Here is a 15,515-nt window from a genome sequence, read left to right as displayed (position 1 = left end):
TTTCCGAAAGGAGGCAACCATGGACAAATCCCTGTACTTAGAAAAGAATATCAGTCAGCAGCCGGCCATTGATCTGCTGCGGTCCATGGGCTATACCAACATATCACCGGAGGACTGCGAGGCGCAGAGAGGCAGCCGGTACCATGTACTGCTGAAAGACATCCTCCGAGGCCAGCTACGGCGGCTCAACCGCTATGCCTTCGCCGGTGCGGAAAACGAGTTTTCCGCCGCCAACATCGAGCGGGCTATGGAAGATCTGGACGAGCCTTTAACTGACGGCCTGATCCGCTCCAGTGAAAAAATCTATGATGCCCTGTTGCTGGGCAAAAGCTATCCAGAGACTGTGGGTGAGGGTAAAACCCTCAGTTTCAATCTGAAGTATATTGACTGGGAACATCCGGAGAACAACCTGTTCCATGTTACCGAAGAGTTTGCAGTAGACAGCCGGGACAAGATTCACAATGCCAGGCCGGATATCGTGCTGTTTATCAACGGTATTCCCTTCGCTGTCATTGAGTGTAAAGCTCCACAAATCAGTGTGGAACAGGCTGTGGAGCAGAACATTCGCAACCAGCAAAAGGAGTATATCCCACAGCTCTACAAGTTTGCTCAGATCGTGATGGCGACCAATAAAAACGCTGTGAAGTATGCCACCACCGGCACGCCTAAAAAATTCTGGAATGTGTGGAAGGAACAGGACACCGCTTTTCTGGAGGAGGCGCTGGCCCAGCATGTGAGTGACCGCACCCCAACTGAGCAGGATCGGAATTTGATTTCTCTGTTCAGCAAAGAACGGGTCATGGAACTAATCCGGTACTTTGTGCTCTTTGACGCCAATGTAAAGAAGATTTGCCGGTATCAGCAGTATTTCGCCATCAAAGAGATTATCAAGACCATTGGGCAGTCAGACGAAAAGGGCAACCGACAAAGCGGCGTCATCTGGCACACCCAGGGCAGCGGCAAGAGCCTGACTATGGTTATGCTGGCAAAGTATATCTTAATGGAACTGGCCGACTGCAACCCGAAAGTAGTCGTTGTCACTGACCGCAAGGAACTGGATCGCCAGATCGCCGCCACCTTTGCTCACACCCGTCTCAATCCGGCCAGAGCAACCAGTGGACGGAATCTGGTGGAGCTACTGAATAGCGGCAAGGCGGATGTGGTCACTACCATCATCAATAAGTTCAACACCGCTGAAAAAATGGAGCACAAGAACTTTTCGCGGGATGTGTTCCTGCTGGTGGATGAAAGCCACCGCTCTAACTATGGTCTGCTGGCCACCAAAATGAGGGCGGTGTTTCCCAACGCCTGCTACATCGGTTTTACCGGTACGCCTTTGATGAAAAAAGAGAAGAACACCATGGCGAAGTTCGGTAAGCTGATCCACAAATATACCATCAAGGACGGTGTGGATGACGGAGCCATTGTGCCGCTCATTTACGAAGGCCGTTTTGTGGAACAGAATGTGGACGAGGCAAATATCGACCTCTGGTTCAAACAGACCACCAAGCGGCTTACAGAAGCGCAGCGGGATGACCTTTCCCGGAAATGGAGCAGTATCCGCCGCTTGACCTCCACCGATGCCCGTATTAAGCGGATTGCTCTGGATATCAATGAGCACTTCATTGATGGGTACAAAGATACCGGCTTTAAGGCTATGCTGGCCACTAACTACAAGCGGGATGCAATTCGGTATCTGGAGTGTTTTGAGCAATTTGGGGATTTGAACTGTGCCGTGGTGATCTCACCGCCTGATCTGCGGGAAAGTGTAGACGATATAGACGAGGGTGCCGACGATAAGGTCATTGCCTACTGGAATAAAATGATGAACCGCTACGGTGATGCAGATGCCTACGAAGAGGCAATGAAGAACCAGTTCTGCGCAGGGGACATCGATATTCTTATTGTGTGCAGTAAGCTGCTTACCGGTTTTGATGCCCCCATCTGCCAGGTGCTCTACATTGACAAAGAGTTGAAAGAACACGGTCTACTCCAGGCTATTGCCCGCACCAATCGTCTGTATGAAGGCAAGGACTACGGCCTCATTGTGGACTACCGTGGACTGATTGAAAAGCTGGATACCGCTATGGATCTGTACAGCGGCGCTGGGCTGGAGAACTTTGACGGCGGAGACCTGAAGGGTGTCGTGGTGGATGTTATGTCCTCTGTGGCTGGCCTGCGGGAAGCCTATACTCGGTTGACAGAATTGTTTGCCGACTTGAAAAATCCACGCGACACCGAAGAAGTGGAAGTATTTCTCGCTGACGATAAGAAGCGAGAGAACTTTTATAATCTCCTCTGTGCTTTTGGCAAAGCGTTGAATATGGTGCTGAATGCGGAACAGGCGTATGCAGCCATTCCGAAAGATGAATTGAAGCAGTATCAAAACACTTTTATCTTTTTCTCCAAGGTACGCCGTAGCGTGAAAATCCGTTACTGCGATGCCATTGATAACCGGGAATATGAGCCGCTGATGCAAAATCTTCTTGATACACACCTCTCGGTAGCCGGTCTGAAACAGATTACCAGCCCCATCGATATTCTGAACAAGGATGACTTTGAGCGGGAATTGGAGGAATTGGGATCTCTTCGAGCAAAGGCGGACGCTATTACCAGCAAGTTGACCCGCAGCATCAGCGAAAAATATCAGGAGAATCCCGCCTATTACGACAGTTTCTCCAAGCGGATCAAGGACGCATTGGAGCAGTACAAGGAAAAGGTGATCTCTGAGGCCGAATATCTGGCAAAGATGCGTACCATCATGGAAGACTATCACGCCGGAAAAAGCACCGTGACCTATCCGGAATCCATTAAGAATAATGTCCACGCCCAGGCGTTTTACGGTGTTCTGTCAGCGGTATTCGACGAAGCAAAAGAAGCGGAAGTTTCTCCTGATTTTGCTGCGGAGATTGCCGAAGAGATTACAAAAATTGTGGCCAACCACAGTCAAGTGGATTGGACCAACAACAAAACAATCCACGACCGAATCTCGCAGGATATTGATGACCTTTTTTATGACTATGAGAAAGAACGGGGATTAAAACTGTCTTTTGACACCATTGATAAGATCATCGAAAATGTCAAAACAGTAGCACTTCGGAGGTTTTGACAGCAATGGCGCAGGAAAGAACCGTTGTATATGGAAACAACGAGATCCACTACCTGCTGGAGCAGAAGCAGGTAAAAAATCTCAATCTGCGGGTTCATAAGGATTGTATGGTTTATGTTTCAGCTAATCCAGATGTCCCGGCTGAAAAAGTCGATGATTTTGTGGTAAGCAAAGGAGCCTATATTCGCTCAGCACAAAGAAAGTTTCGTGAGATGGCGCAGTATGCCCCTCAACCCAAGCAGTATGTCAGTGGAGAGACTTTCTATCTGCTGGGCAGAGGAGTCCGCCTGAAAGTGGAAAACAGTCTGCGGGACGCAATTTCCTCTGATGGGATATATCTTCATCTTTGTGTGAAAGACACGGAAGACTTTGCAAAAAAGCAAAAGATGGTGACCCGTTACCTGGATGAGCAGTGTCGATCCATTTTCGGTGAAATTATTTTGGAGACCTACCCCGTATTTCAAAAATATGGGGTACCGATGCCAGAATTACGGATTCGGAATATGGAGACCAGGTGGGGATCTTGTCTGGCCAAAAAGGGAATTGTTACGCTGAATAAGAGGCTATTAGAAGCCCCACGCAACTGTATCGAATATGTTGTGATGCACGAGTTTTGCCATTTCGTTCACCCCAATCATTCAAAGCAGTTCTATGCGTTCCTAACGATGCTGATGCCGGACTGGAAACAGAGGAAAGAGACCCTGGATAAAAGCGCAACTTTCTGGTTGTAAAATATCCGCAAAGAGCTGGCTATTTTCCTTAACCTGTGCTATTGTGTCTTGCTACAAGGAGGCGAGGCACATGAACAAAACGCTGAGATTGTTGTACGATAGATTTTATACACCTCTGCCCATGGTGGAATCCGAACAGGAAGTGGAAAACTGCCACCGGCAGCTCATTGAGCGATTGGATAAACCTGAGCGGAAGTTGGTGCTGCGGATCATCGACGCCCAGAACCTGATGATAGAGCAACGCTCCGTGGACAGCTTTATCTGCGGATTCCGTCTGGCGTGGGAAATGGCAAACGAACTGAATCATTTTGAAATGAACAGGCATCCATCTCCAGTGGAAGAAGCGGAGATGGATGCCTGATTCTATCCCTACTTAATGACAAGGGTGCCACCCAGCCGATACCGGCACAGTCCAAAGCCTGTTTCAGATCGCTCTAAAATGGTCTCCGGGATTTGTTTCAGATACTTCCGCCCAAAGCTGGTGGTGCCGAAGTATGCATCAAAATTGGCCACCGGCAGCACCACCCAGTCGGAATCCTCCGGCTTATTGGCAAGGTAGTAGGCTGCCAGCGTCTCCACCATCTCCACGGGAACGCCCTTAGGCGTGCGGCTGCGAAGTTGCTCTACCAATGCGGGTGGAAGTATCGGTTCCTCCGTCCGGAGCGGCCCCAGTTCCAGAGCCTGGGCCAGAAAACTGTCAAACCGCAGGCCCCACTGCCCCTTGGTGGTGGGGGCGAACAGGGGAATCTGCATCTGGATCACCTTGTCCCGCCAGGCCTGGTCAAAGCCTTTTTCAATGGCGGCACACTTCTTCTGGGCACTGCTGGACACCCTCTCCGGTTTTTCCTGCACAAAGGTTGCCACCCGATGCACATGCCTATGAAACCATCCGCTGCCGTTTTCATCCACAAGGCTGGGGAATTCCGAATGAAGTTCCCCAAAATCACTGCCAAACTGCCACGCCTCCCGGGGCGTGGATTTTTTGCTGTCCGGCACACTGCACCAAGCGCACAGGCCCCGCTTGGCGTAGTCGATGCGATCCCGGGGCATTTCGGCGGGGCTGCCATCCTCATTATGAAACAGAAATCCTCTTGCCAGGATGGTCAGTACCCGGTTGAGCCCCTCGAAACCCAAAATGGTGTCAAAGGTAAAGCGGCCCAGATAGGTGGTGTCCTGCTTGTTCCTGACGGTGTAGTTTACCACACAGGTGTAGTCCTGAAATTCTTTCCACTCATTCAGCATGGTCCACCTCCAGAACATGTTCCTCAATGTGGTCCGGCAGCAGATCCCACAGCAGGTTCCGCTTACCCAGAGCCACCACATAGGGGGCCGCCAGGCTGGGCCGGACGATCTTGTTCAGCAGCTTGCGGCAGGCCCTGGACACCACGGCCCGCTCGTTGCCGCTGAAGGGGGCAGACAGATAGGCCTCCATCATCTTCTGGAAGGCCGGGGAATCCGCCGGGCGGCAGAGCTGCTTCCGTTCCCGGGCCGCTTCCAGATCGTCGATGTCGCAGACCAGATCACCCAGCAGACGGAACCCGCCGTGGCGGAAGTCGGTCAGGAGATCGTAGTAGTCGGCTCCCTCCGGCAGATGCTCCCGCAGAAATGTTTCTCTCTGCCCTTCTGCCATCAGGTGCCACTGCTGTTCCACGATGGCCCTTCGCAGAGCGGCAATACGCTCCGGGGAAAGCTGCTGGAAGAAGGCGTACAGCTCGTCGCTGTCGTAGACCTCCTCCTGTCCTCTGGCGTAGAGGATGCGATCAATGTCCGTTTTCCGCTGCTGCCCCTTGGCTGGGGCGCGGCAGGCCCGGATGCGGGAGAGGCAGTGCTCGTAGTCCCACAGCAAGGCAGAAACAGAAGAAAGTGTTTTCTCATCCAGCTGCCTCTTCCAGTTTCGCTCCTGGGCGAAAGCGAATAACTCGCCGTCCTTTGCCGGTTTCTCCTGAACCTTCGGCGTGTTGCGCTCCAGCTGGTGGGCCAGCCAGGGCAACCGCTCCACCGGGGAGTCCACCGTGTCCCAGTCGACTCCAGCAAAGAAGGTCTCCAGCCGCTCCCGGTGGGTGGGCTCATACCAGGCGCGGCGGCGCTCTTCCGCACGCTCCAACAGATATTTGTACTGGAGGAAAGGAGTGCGCTTTACCCTCCGTCCGCCCAGAAATTCATCCAGGTTGGGCCGCACACCGGTCTTGGCCGCGTCGATCTCCAGTCCGCTGTAGATGGCCAGAGCCTCCAAGTCCCAGCGGCACCGCTTGCGCTCCTCTGGGTCGGCGTGGTCGTTGTAGGCGATGACGCTGCGATCCAGGGCGGCGTTGCAGATCTGTCCGATGCGGGCGGCAAAGGTGTTCTCCACCGTCTGAAACCGGGCCTGCCAGTCATTGGCGTCGGACTTAGGTGCGGACAAGGATGGAATTTTCAGCAGGGGCAGGTTGGCATTGTTGGAGAGCTGCTGGTGGACATCGTAATCATAGTTCCGCTTCACGCAGCGGTTCAGAATGGGATCGGCAATGGTCTTGATGAGGTCGCCGTCGTAGTCGGCGCCGCCCAGCCGCTCCGCTGCCAGACTGTCAGCAGACACCATAACCACATCGGTGAGGTGGCCCAGGTAATGCTGGCGCAGTGCCTCTCCCCCTGGATACACCGACAGCTGCAATTCCTCGTTCCGGGCGATATGGGGATTGCGCAGCAGAGTGCAGCTGTCCTCATGGTCATAGGCGGCACCAGGAGCAAAGAAGCTGTCCTCCGCAAAGAAATCTCCCATCACCTGATTACAGAAGTCCCGCTCACCGGGCAACTGGAATACACGGGGCGCGATCAACTGCCGCAGCAGCTCCAGCAGGTCGCCGGATAAGAATCGGTTGTCCCCTGGTACCAGCAACCGCCCAACGGCATATCCTCGAAGGATCTTTCGGGCCTGTCCGTCCAGCTGTTCCGCATAGATTGGTTCCCGGATAAATTTCGGGTTCTTCTCCAGCACCCGGGCCATGATGTGCGCCCGGCTTCCCCCGGGCTGGCTCAGGCCCCGGCAAAAGTATTCCTGCTGATATGCCTCATTGGCACGAAAGTTATAGTAGGCCGTCTCGGTGGCCTTGGTCAGCCACTGCCGGGGATCGTCCTCCGGGCTGTGGTCCCAGCCTTCCGGCAGGTCGGCGGGGCGGAACTCCTCCGGCTGGATGGAGAGGGTGGAGAGGAATTGGTAGTTGAGCTCCACCAGCTTTTCCGGCTCGGTCTTACTCAGGTTGGTGATGTACAGGGCGTGATTGTAGTCCCGGAAGGCGTCCCAGTAGTCCTCCCAGGTCATACCGTTCTCACGCAGCCAGCCGTAGGCTTTGAACTGACTACGGGTGAGGATAATGTCTACACTGCGGACAGGGTGCGCCTTGCCCCAGATGTCTACGATGCTCTGGGTGCCGCTGCGCTTCAAAAAGTCCTTGAAATCCACCTGATGGAGCATCCCCTTGATATAGGGCATACGGATCTGGAAGGAGGTGTGGGTGTGGCTGCCGCAGCAGGCCTTGTCCACTACCTCCGCATACTCTTTGGAGATGAGGCCCACGCCGTCAAAGCAGGTGATGTCCAGATCTTCCAGCGTCTCTGTCCGGTAGAAGGTTCCCGGCTGCTCTCCTTCCCGTAGGGTGATGACAGGGGCTCGCTCCACTCTTTTGGTCGGATTGTCTATGACGATGACTCGATGATTTTTGTCGATGCGGATACCGTCCACCCGGGTTCCGCTGGAGAACATGAGACCGTTGTATGCGTAGAGTTTACTGAGCTGGCAGCGATCCAGTTCCATGTTCAGCATAATCCGATGGGGCATGGACTCATACAGATCTACTCGGATAAAGGAGAGACGAGATTGACGGCTCATGCTGGCGGAGCGCTCAAAAGCCACATAGCGGTGTGGGCCGCTGCCGAAGTCCAGGGTGATCCCCTCGGGGCGGAACATATCTCTGGCCTTTTCCCGGCGGGCCTGCTGCGTCCTTCCGGTTCCGCGTCGGTCAAAGATTCCGGCGAAGTCCATATAGAACAGCACATCGGAAAGCGCTGTGACTTTCTCATCGCCACGCTCCCGCCAGCCCTTCCCGTGGAGTTGGTACATCAGCTGGTGGAACATGGCGCAGCTGTCCTGCTCGTGCCTGGCTCCCGGTACCTTGCAGTGCTCGGTGGCGCTGCGGTTCAGGGTAAAGGTGTAAACACCGTCTTGCTCCGCGGCATAGCTCATCACCGCCCGGGCAGAGAGTTCATAGATCTGATAGGTCGCCATTGGCTCACCTCCGTTTGCTCCATTCTACCATAAACCATTTCAAAGTCAAAATGAATACTACTCCCACTTCTTTTGAGGTGGGAGCTTTTTGTATTCAAATTCTTGAAATGGAGGTACCAAATATGAACAACAAAATGAACCATCCCCTGATCACAGTGGACGGCAGAACCCTGATGGATCGTCCGCTGGAGCCGCCCAATTTTGTGGTGGATACCCTGATCTCTCAGGGTCTGCACATCCTGGCTGGCTCACCAAAGGTGGGCAAGTCCTGGCTTGCTCTATGGCTGGCGGTGACAGTTGCCAAGGGAGAACCGGTCTGGAACATGACCACCAAGCAGGGCACCACCCTCTATCTCTGCCTGGAGGATTCCGTCCTCCGCATCCAGAATCGACTCTTTGAAATCACTGAGGATGCACCAGACAGCGTCCACTTCTGCACGGAGTGCGCCCTCATCGGCCAAGGGTTGGAGGAACAGGTGGACGCATTCGTCGCCGCACATCCTGACACAGTGCTGGTCATCATTGACACCCTGCAGATGGTCCGTCCGATCCACGACGCCACCTACGCCAATGACTACCGGGATCTGTCTGTGCTCAAGCGGCTGGCGGACAAGCACGGCATTGCCATCCTGCTTATCCACCATCTGCGGAAAGAAAAGGCGGAGGATGTATTCCACCGGATCTCCGGGACCACTGCCATCAGCGGCGCAGTGGATTCCAGCTTCACACTGGTGGAAGAAAAGCGGGGCAGCGGCAGAGCCAGACTGACCTGCGTGGGCCGGGACATCGAATACCGGGAGCTGGAGCTTCGACGCAGCGAGGAAAATGTGTGGGAGTTGGTTTCGGACAGCAGAGAAGAACCCGTGCTGCGTGAGGATCGGATCGTCGTTCTCCTCTCTGCGTTCATGAGCAGCAGAACAATATTTATCGGCACTCCTACGGAGCTCTCCGAAAAGATCGACCCTGATAAAGCCGAAGGGGTAACGCCCAAAAAGATTTCAAGGATGATCCTGCAAAGCGTTGAGGCCCTAAGAAAAAACGGCATTAAGGCAACGGTGCGCCGCAGCAACGGGAAACGAGTGATTGAGCTGCGCCGTGCCGATAGTGTCGATTTGGAGGGTGCCGGAGAAATCGTCCCTATCGACCCTGTCGAGGCGCTGTGCGGCGATTTGCGGGCGGTTTCCAGGTGCGGCGAGTAACTACGCAAGGCAAAAGAAACGCCGTGTTGGGCCGCTTGTGGCCGAAGGAGGAGTGCGGGTGTTCGGCGCGGGAGAATCACCTCCTTGGAGGTGGCCAGCATCGCGTTTGTCTGGTCACCGGCACAGCCGCCGCCCGCCTTCCGCATAATTTCCGGGCAGAAGCCCGGACCCACTTTATCTGCGGTTTGGAGGAAACGACATGAAAAAAGATATCAAGTTCAGCACTCGGATGGCATCCGCAGACCGAGAGGCCATCAAGGAATTGGCGAAACGCTCTGGGATGTCCATGAGCGATTATGTGACGGCCTGCTGTCTGGGAAAGCAGGTGGTTGTCATTGACGGACTAAAAGAAGTGCTCAAGGAGCTGAAGTCCATCGGTAGAAATCTAAACCAGCTTGTCACCCTGGCGCACATGGGACGTGTCACGGTGATCAACCTGGACGGTGTACGCCAGACATTCTCTGAACTCTGCGCTGCTGTCCGACTGATTCTGGAACGAAAGCGGTGGTGAAGGATGGCCATTATCAGCTTCACCAACTACAAGCGTGGTCAGACCACCGGATGCATGGGAGCCGTGATGCGGTACACCATGCAGAACAAGAAAACCGAGTGTGACGGTCAACGGTTGGTCACGGGCATCAACTGTCAGCCGGAATCTGTCTACGCGGACTTCATGACCACCAAGCGGCTGCATCACAAAACCGACGGTGTGCTGTTCTACCACATGGTGCAGAGCTTTCCAAAAGGCGAAGCGGTCGATCCGGTCGCCGCTCATGCGGCGGCACTGAAGCTGGCTGAGTACTATGAGGGCTATGAAGTTCTGGTCTGCACCCACACAGACCGGGAACACATTCATTCCCACTTTCTCATCAACTCCGTCAACTTCGATACTGGGAAGAAACTGCACATCGCAAAGGAGCAACTCCAAGAACTGCGGCAGCGCAACGATCAAGTCTGCACGGAGTTTTCTCTCCCTGTGTTCAACCCCGCGAACAGGAACGAAAAGGCCAAGACCATGTCCATTGGTGAGTATCACACCGCAGCCCGTGGCCAGAGCAAGAAGCTGCAGCTTATGAACATCATCAACGACTGTATGCGCCACGCCTCCAGCCGGGAGGAGTTTATTGCGCTGATGGAGAGCGAGGGCTACAAGGTACGCTGGGAAACCTCCCGGCGGAACATCACCTACACCACACCCAGCGGCTGGCAGTGCCGTGACCGCCTGCTGTTCGGGGACAAATATCTGAAGGAGAATATGGAATATGAATTCAGGATCAGAGAAGAAATTATCTATGGACGAGCTGTTGGAAAAGAATCGACCTACGCAGATGGTACAGATCACGCCGCAGCCTCCGGCGCAGGAGCTGACACCGCCTTCCAAAGTGCATCCTACGAAAGCGGAGTGGGAGGAACTGCTGAGCAGCCTCTATGCACTGGGGGACCACACCGAGAGACAGACTGGCTATCTCAGGAAAGTCAGCGAACTGCTGGCGAAGCTCCCGACCCGGGCGCAGATGGACGAGCTGCTGAAAGCGGTGAAGCATCTGGAGAAGATGAGCGAACAGGCTGGGAAGCGGAACGAGAAGCGTTTTTCTCTGCCCAGCATCAGACTGCCCAGACCGAGTCTGCCGGACATTCCATGGACCAGTCTGCTGTTGGGACTGGCGGCCCTTGCGCTGACTGGGCTGGTGCTGTGGGTGGCGTGGTCCAGTTTGGACACGCTCTGGAGCGCGGCCAAGACAATGCTCCCGCGAGGGACGCCACCACCACGCACTACCACGCAGACAGCAAGGCCCTCCGGAAAGAACGACAAAAGAAAATCGCCCAAGGCCACGCCGAGGACGACCACGAAGAAGAACAGACTTGGCAGCAGACTATGTAAAGGAGGATGATCACATGAGTTATCAGAAGGCAATATATGATCGGGAGCATCCCCGATACTCTGAGCCGACAGAATATATCACGATGGAAGTGGACGGACTGATTGTTGCTCTCCGCTTCAAAAACACCATCACAAAGCCTGACACAGTGTCTGAAATTGAGCAGACGCTGTTGATGGCGCAGGACTTTGAAAATCTGAACAAGCCTGCTTGATTCAGTAGACTTTTTACCAGTGGTGTGGGATACTGTGTGTGCATATGAACCTTGACAATTTAATCTGAGCAAACCATATGCACCGCAGTCCTACACCAGAAAGGACAAGGTGCAATCATGGAAAAAAACAAGCGAGTATATTGCCTCTATCGAGTCTCTACCAAAGGACAGGTAGAAAAAGATGATATCCCGATGCAGAAACAATACTGCCGTGAATTTGCGGAGAGCCAGGGATGGACGATCATCAAAGAATTTGCGGAAAAAGGTGTCTCGGGTTTCAAGGTGGCTGCTGCTGACCGCGACGCGATTCAGGAGATCCGTCAGGATGCCGAGGGACGAAAGTTTGACATCCTGCTGGTGTTCATGTTCGACCGCCTGGGGCGGAGAGATGATGAGACGCCCTTCGTGGTGGAGTGGTTCATCCGCAACGGAATCGAAGTGTGGAGCGCAATGGAAGGGCAGCAGAAGATGGATGATCATATCGACAAACTGCTGAACTATATCCGTTACTGGCAGGCTTCCGGTGAGAGCCTCAAAACCTCCGCCCGAACAAAGACACGTCTGTCTCAAATCGTGCAGGAGGGGAGGTTCCGCGGCGGGATCGTTCCCTATGGATACCGCCTGGAAAAGCAGGGGCGCTTCAATAAAAAGAATCATGAAGTCAACGAAATTCTGGTTGACCCGGATGAAGCTGCGGTGGTGCGCATCATCTTTGAAAAATATGTCTATGAGGGGTTCGGCGCACAGCGGTTGTCCCGGTGGCTGTATAACAACGGCTATCTCAATCGAAAGGGAACCAACTTCGCCAATACCACCATCATCAAAATGCTGAAGAACATCATGTATGTGGGCATTCTGCGCAGTGGGGAAACACGCTCAGAAATCTTTCCGGAGCTGCAAATCGTTCCACTGGATCTGTATGAGCGGGCACAGGAGTTGATGGAGGCCAGGACAATGCACCACAATGAGGTGCCCTTTAACTCCAAGGGGAAGGCGCTGCTCTCCGGGATGGTCTACTGCGCCCACTGCGGTTCCAAGTTGGTGCTGACCACCAGCAGCGGCAGACGAGCCAAGGGTGAGCCCAAACGGGAAACCCATATCCGCTACGCCTGCCATTACAAGATTCGCCATCCTCAGGACTGTGACGGTCAGACCGGATACTCCGGTGAGAAACTGGACGGCATTATTGATAAGATCGTCATCCAACTCTTTGAGCGGATGAAGACTGCACCCAGGAGCCAGCTCATTCAAAAGCAGCGGGAAAAAGAGCTCCAACTGGCAAACAGTTCGGTGGCGAATCTGGAGAAACTCCATGCCGCCGCAGAACGGGAGCTGGAGAGCTACAAGAAAGAGATCATCAAAACCATCAATGGGACTGGCAGTTTTGGAGCGGACATCCTCGGCGAGATGATAGAGGACACCCGAAGCAAACTGGCGGCGCTGGCACAGGAATTGGAACAGGCCAAGGAAAAAGCGGCTGATCTGAAGCGCTCCGCCGTTGCCGTCCAAAAGGAGTATGACAAGATTATGTCCTGGGCCGACCTGTATGCGGGGAGTAGTATCGAGGGAAAGAAGATGATCCTTCGGCAGCTCATTGAGCGGGTGAATATCGGGAGGAACTTTGAAATCGAAGTAGAATTCAAAATCAGTGTCACACAGTTCTTCGACTTCCTGCATCCGGAAGGGGACAAGAGTGTGTACTATCGTGCATCCTGAAAGCATGAAAAAACTCGGGAGATCTCAAAACGAGATCTCCCGAGTGTGGTGGACCTAATCGGGATCGAACCGACGACCTTACGGATGCGAACCGTACGCTCTCCCAGCTGAGCTATAGGCCCAAATCAACAGTTCCCAAAGCGGAACAGAAGAATAAAGCAATATGAAATTATAATAGATGTGGCAGAAAACCGAACCCTTTGCGCTCCCAGCTGAGCTACGAGCCCAAATCGGCCATTTTTCAATCAAAAAAGTTATGAAAAACAGATTTTTGAGATATTCGGTTTTGAGGAGAAATCACGGAAAACCAGACTAGTGAATGGGAAGAGAACCAGCGCTGCGGGATGTAGTTTTATATGGCTGCAAACGCAGCGCCCTCCCCGTTGAACTATGAGTCCATCATCCCTGTCATGCAACGGCAGATAATATTATACCATAATTTTCTCTGTTGTAAAGACTATTTTTTTCAGAAAGCGGAAAATTTTTTGTTGCCAATTTGCAGAGGATATAGTAAAATAAATAAGCTATAACGTTACAGTCCTCCGCATGCAGCTGCGGAGCCGGTCTCGCGCAATGGATGCCCGCGAATCATGTCAGGCGGGGAACCGAGCAGCATTAAGCGGGATGTTCCATGTGCCGCGAGGGCGCCGGTTCCGCAGCTGCATGCGGAGGACTTTTTTCGCTTGGAGGTGATTTCTTGTATCAGGCCCTGTACCGCAAATGGCGGCCCAAAACGTTTTCGGATGTCATCGGCCAGTCCCACATCACCCAGACTCTGCGTAAGCAGGTGGCGGAGGGCCGCACCTCCCATGCGTACCTCTTCACAGGCACCCGGGGCACCGGCAAGACCACCTGTGCCAAAATCTTGGCCAAGGCCGTCAACTGCGAGCACCCGATGGACGGCGATCCCTGCTGCCAGTGCCCCTCCTGCGTGGGCATCGAAAACGGCAGTTTTCTGGATGTACTGGAGCTGGACGCTGCCTCCAACAACGGTGTCGACCAGGTGCGGGCCTTACGGGACGAAGCCATCTACGCCCCGGCCAATGTGAAGAAGCGGGTGTACATCGTGGACGAGGTCCACATGCTCTCCACCCCGGCCTTCAATGCTCTGCTGAAGATTCTGGAGGAGCCGCCGGAGCACCTGATGTTCATTCTGGCCACTACGGAGCTCCACAAGGTGCCCGCCACCATCCTCTCTAGGTGCCAGCGGTTTTCCTTCAAGCGCATCACGCCTCAGGACATCGCGGCGCGGCTGCTGTATGTGGCCGGACAGGAGCAGATCGACCTGACGGCGGATGGCGCGGAGCTGTTGAGCCGTCTGGCGGACGGCGCTCTGCGGGACGGCCTGAGCCTTTTGGACCAGTGTGCCGCCGTAGGCGGGACCGTGGACAGCCGGGCCGTGCTGGAGGCGCTGGGCCTGGCGGGAAACCTGCAGACGGCCCAGCTGATGGAGTTTATTCTGAGCCGGGACGCCAAGGGCGCCCTGCTGCAGCTGGACCAGCTGTACCAGGGTGGCAAGGATGTAGGCGCGGTGCTGGGTGAGCTCAGCACGCTGGTCCGGGACCTGCTGCTGCGGCGTACAGCGCCGGAGGGGGGGGCAGCCCTGCTCTCCGGCGGCTATGACAGCGCCACGCTGGACAGGCTGGGCAGGGAGATTCCCGCTACCCGGCTGATCTACTTGGCCACTACGCTGCAAAGGGCCACGGCGGACCTCTATTACAGCTCCAACCGCCGCACGGATGCGGAGCTCTGCCTCCTGCGGCTGTGCGACGAGTCCCTCTCCGGGGACCTGACGGCCCTGGAGGCCCGGGTCCAGCGGCTGGAAGACAGTGCCCAACGGGGGCAGCTTCTGCGGGCGGCCGCCGCAGAAAGCGGCGGCACGGTGAAGCCGTCCTCCAGCCCCGTACCGCCCCCGGCACCTGCGCCGGAGGATGCCCCACCTCGGGAAGAACTGCCGGCACGGGAGGAGCGCCCTCCGCTTCCCGAGGAGCCGCCTCTGCCGGAGGAGCCCGGAGCGCGGGTGTTCGACGTACCGGAGGCGCAGCCCGCCGCCCCCTCCCCTGCTGCGGCATCCGCTGTGGGGGGCAGTTGGTGGCGGGCGCTGGCAGAGGGTTGCAAGGGCCGCCTGCCGCCTATGTACCGGGTGTTTCTGGATATGTGCACAGGTGTTCTGGAGGGCGGCCTGCTGACGGTTTATGCCCCGGATGACATTACCTTGGGACGTCTGGACAATGACCGGGTGCGAAATGCCCTGATGGAGGAAGCCGCCAGCGGCGGCGTGACGGTGCGCCTGGTCTTTCAGGTGGGAGAGCCCCCCAAGGCCACGCCCCGGGAAAATCTGCAGAACCTGCTGAAATTCGGCAGTCAGTTCGATAATATCGAGATCAAGTAATACAAAGGAGAGA

Annotated in this window: 11 protein-coding genes, 1 tRNA gene and 1 other RNA gene; 10 read left to right on the top strand and 3 right to left on the bottom strand. The window is 55.0% G+C overall.

The annotated features are described in order from the left end of the window. The first annotated feature begins 19 nt into the window (after nt 1-19). From HMPREF1546_RS08505 to HMPREF1546_RS08495, 3 genes are all read left to right on the top strand, one after another. Nucleotides 20-3,109 carry a type I restriction endonuclease subunit R gene (locus HMPREF1546_RS08505; RefSeq protein ID WP_021748638.1) on the top strand — a complete coding sequence of 1,030 codons (3,090 nt, stop codon included), beginning with the start codon at nt 20-22 and terminating at the stop codon, nt 3,107-3,109. 5 nt (nt 3,110-3,114) lie between these two features. Then, complete coding sequence (locus HMPREF1546_RS08500) at nt 3,115-3,840, top strand: M48 family metallopeptidase (RefSeq protein ID WP_021748639.1); 726 nt, start codon at nt 3,115-3,117, stop codon at nt 3,838-3,840. Nucleotides 3,841-3,910: 70 nt separating this feature from the next. After that, nucleotides 3,911-4,201, top strand: a complete 291-nt coding sequence (locus tag HMPREF1546_RS08495; RefSeq protein WP_021748640.1) for a DUF6809 family protein — start codon at nt 3,911-3,913, stop codon at nt 4,199-4,201. 8 nt (nt 4,202-4,209) lie between these two features. On the opposite strand, the gene HMPREF1546_RS08490 is transcribed toward HMPREF1546_RS08495, so the two are convergent. Both HMPREF1546_RS08490 and HMPREF1546_RS08485 read right to left on the bottom strand, forming a co-directional pair. Further along, complete coding sequence (locus HMPREF1546_RS08490) at nt 4,210-5,082, bottom strand: hypothetical protein (protein WP_021748641.1); 873 nt, start codon at nt 5,080-5,082, stop codon at nt 4,210-4,212. Then, a complete protein-coding gene (locus HMPREF1546_RS08485; RefSeq protein WP_021748642.1) occupies nt 5,072-8,101 on the bottom strand; it encodes a hypothetical protein in 3,030 nt (1,009 codons plus the stop codon). The genes HMPREF1546_RS08490 and HMPREF1546_RS08485 overlap by 11 nt, the downstream gene beginning before the upstream one ends. 122 nt (nt 8,102-8,223) lie before the next feature. Here HMPREF1546_RS08485 and HMPREF1546_RS08480 point away from each other — a divergent pair, with 122 nt between their 5' ends. From HMPREF1546_RS08480 to HMPREF1546_RS08460, 5 genes are all read left to right on the top strand, one after another. Further along, a complete protein-coding gene (locus tag HMPREF1546_RS08480; protein WP_051319993.1) occupies nt 8,224-9,300 on the top strand; it encodes an AAA family ATPase in 1,077 nt (358 codons plus the stop codon). A 199-nt stretch (nt 9,301-9,499) separates the two neighbouring features. Further along, nucleotides 9,500-9,811 (top strand): plasmid mobilization relaxosome protein MobC, encoded by a 312-nt coding sequence (locus HMPREF1546_RS08475; RefSeq protein ID WP_021748645.1) that lies wholly within the window; start codon nt 9,500-9,502, stop codon nt 9,809-9,811. A 78-nt stretch (nt 9,812-9,889) separates the two neighbouring features. Next, nucleotides 9,890-11,182, top strand: coding sequence for a relaxase/mobilization nuclease domain-containing protein (locus tag HMPREF1546_RS08470; protein ID WP_301547032.1), 1,293 nt, complete (start codon nt 9,890-9,892; stop codon nt 11,180-11,182). 14 nt (nt 11,183-11,196) lie between these two features. Beyond that, nucleotides 11,197-11,394: a hypothetical protein gene (locus tag HMPREF1546_RS08465; RefSeq protein WP_021748647.1), complete on the top strand. Its 198-nt coding sequence runs from the start codon at nt 11,197-11,199 to the stop codon at nt 11,392-11,394. Between the two features lie 192 nt (nt 11,395-11,586). After that, the gene (locus HMPREF1546_RS08460; RefSeq protein ID WP_051319992.1) at nt 11,587-13,110 is read left to right on the top strand and encodes a recombinase family protein; all 1,524 of its coding nucleotides are present in this window, start codon (nt 11,587-11,589) and stop codon (nt 13,108-13,110) included. A gap of 46 nt (nt 13,111-13,156) precedes the next feature. Here the strand turns inward: HMPREF1546_RS08460 and HMPREF1546_RS08455 are convergent. After that, nucleotides 13,157-13,232: transfer RNA gene (locus tag HMPREF1546_RS08455), tRNA-Ala, on the bottom strand. 435 nt (nt 13,233-13,667) lie between these two features. Here HMPREF1546_RS08455 and ffs point away from each other — a divergent pair. Next, nucleotides 13,668-13,767: signal recognition particle sRNA small type (gene ffs, locus HMPREF1546_RS18325), an RNA gene on the top strand. 40 nt (nt 13,768-13,807) lie between these two features. Beyond that, nucleotides 13,808-15,502, top strand: a complete 1,695-nt coding sequence (dnaX, locus tag HMPREF1546_RS08450) for a DNA polymerase III subunit gamma/tau (RefSeq protein WP_036636742.1) — start codon at nt 13,808-13,810, stop codon at nt 15,500-15,502. The last annotated feature ends 13 nt before the right edge of the window (nt 15,503-15,515 follow it).

Source organism: Oscillibacter sp. KLE 1745 (genome assembly GCF_000469445.2).
GTDB lineage: Bacteria > Bacillota > Clostridia > Oscillospirales > Oscillospiraceae > Oscillibacter > Oscillibacter welbionis.
Note: the sequence above shows the minus strand (reverse complement) of the source record. Positions and strands in the feature narration are given on the sequence as shown.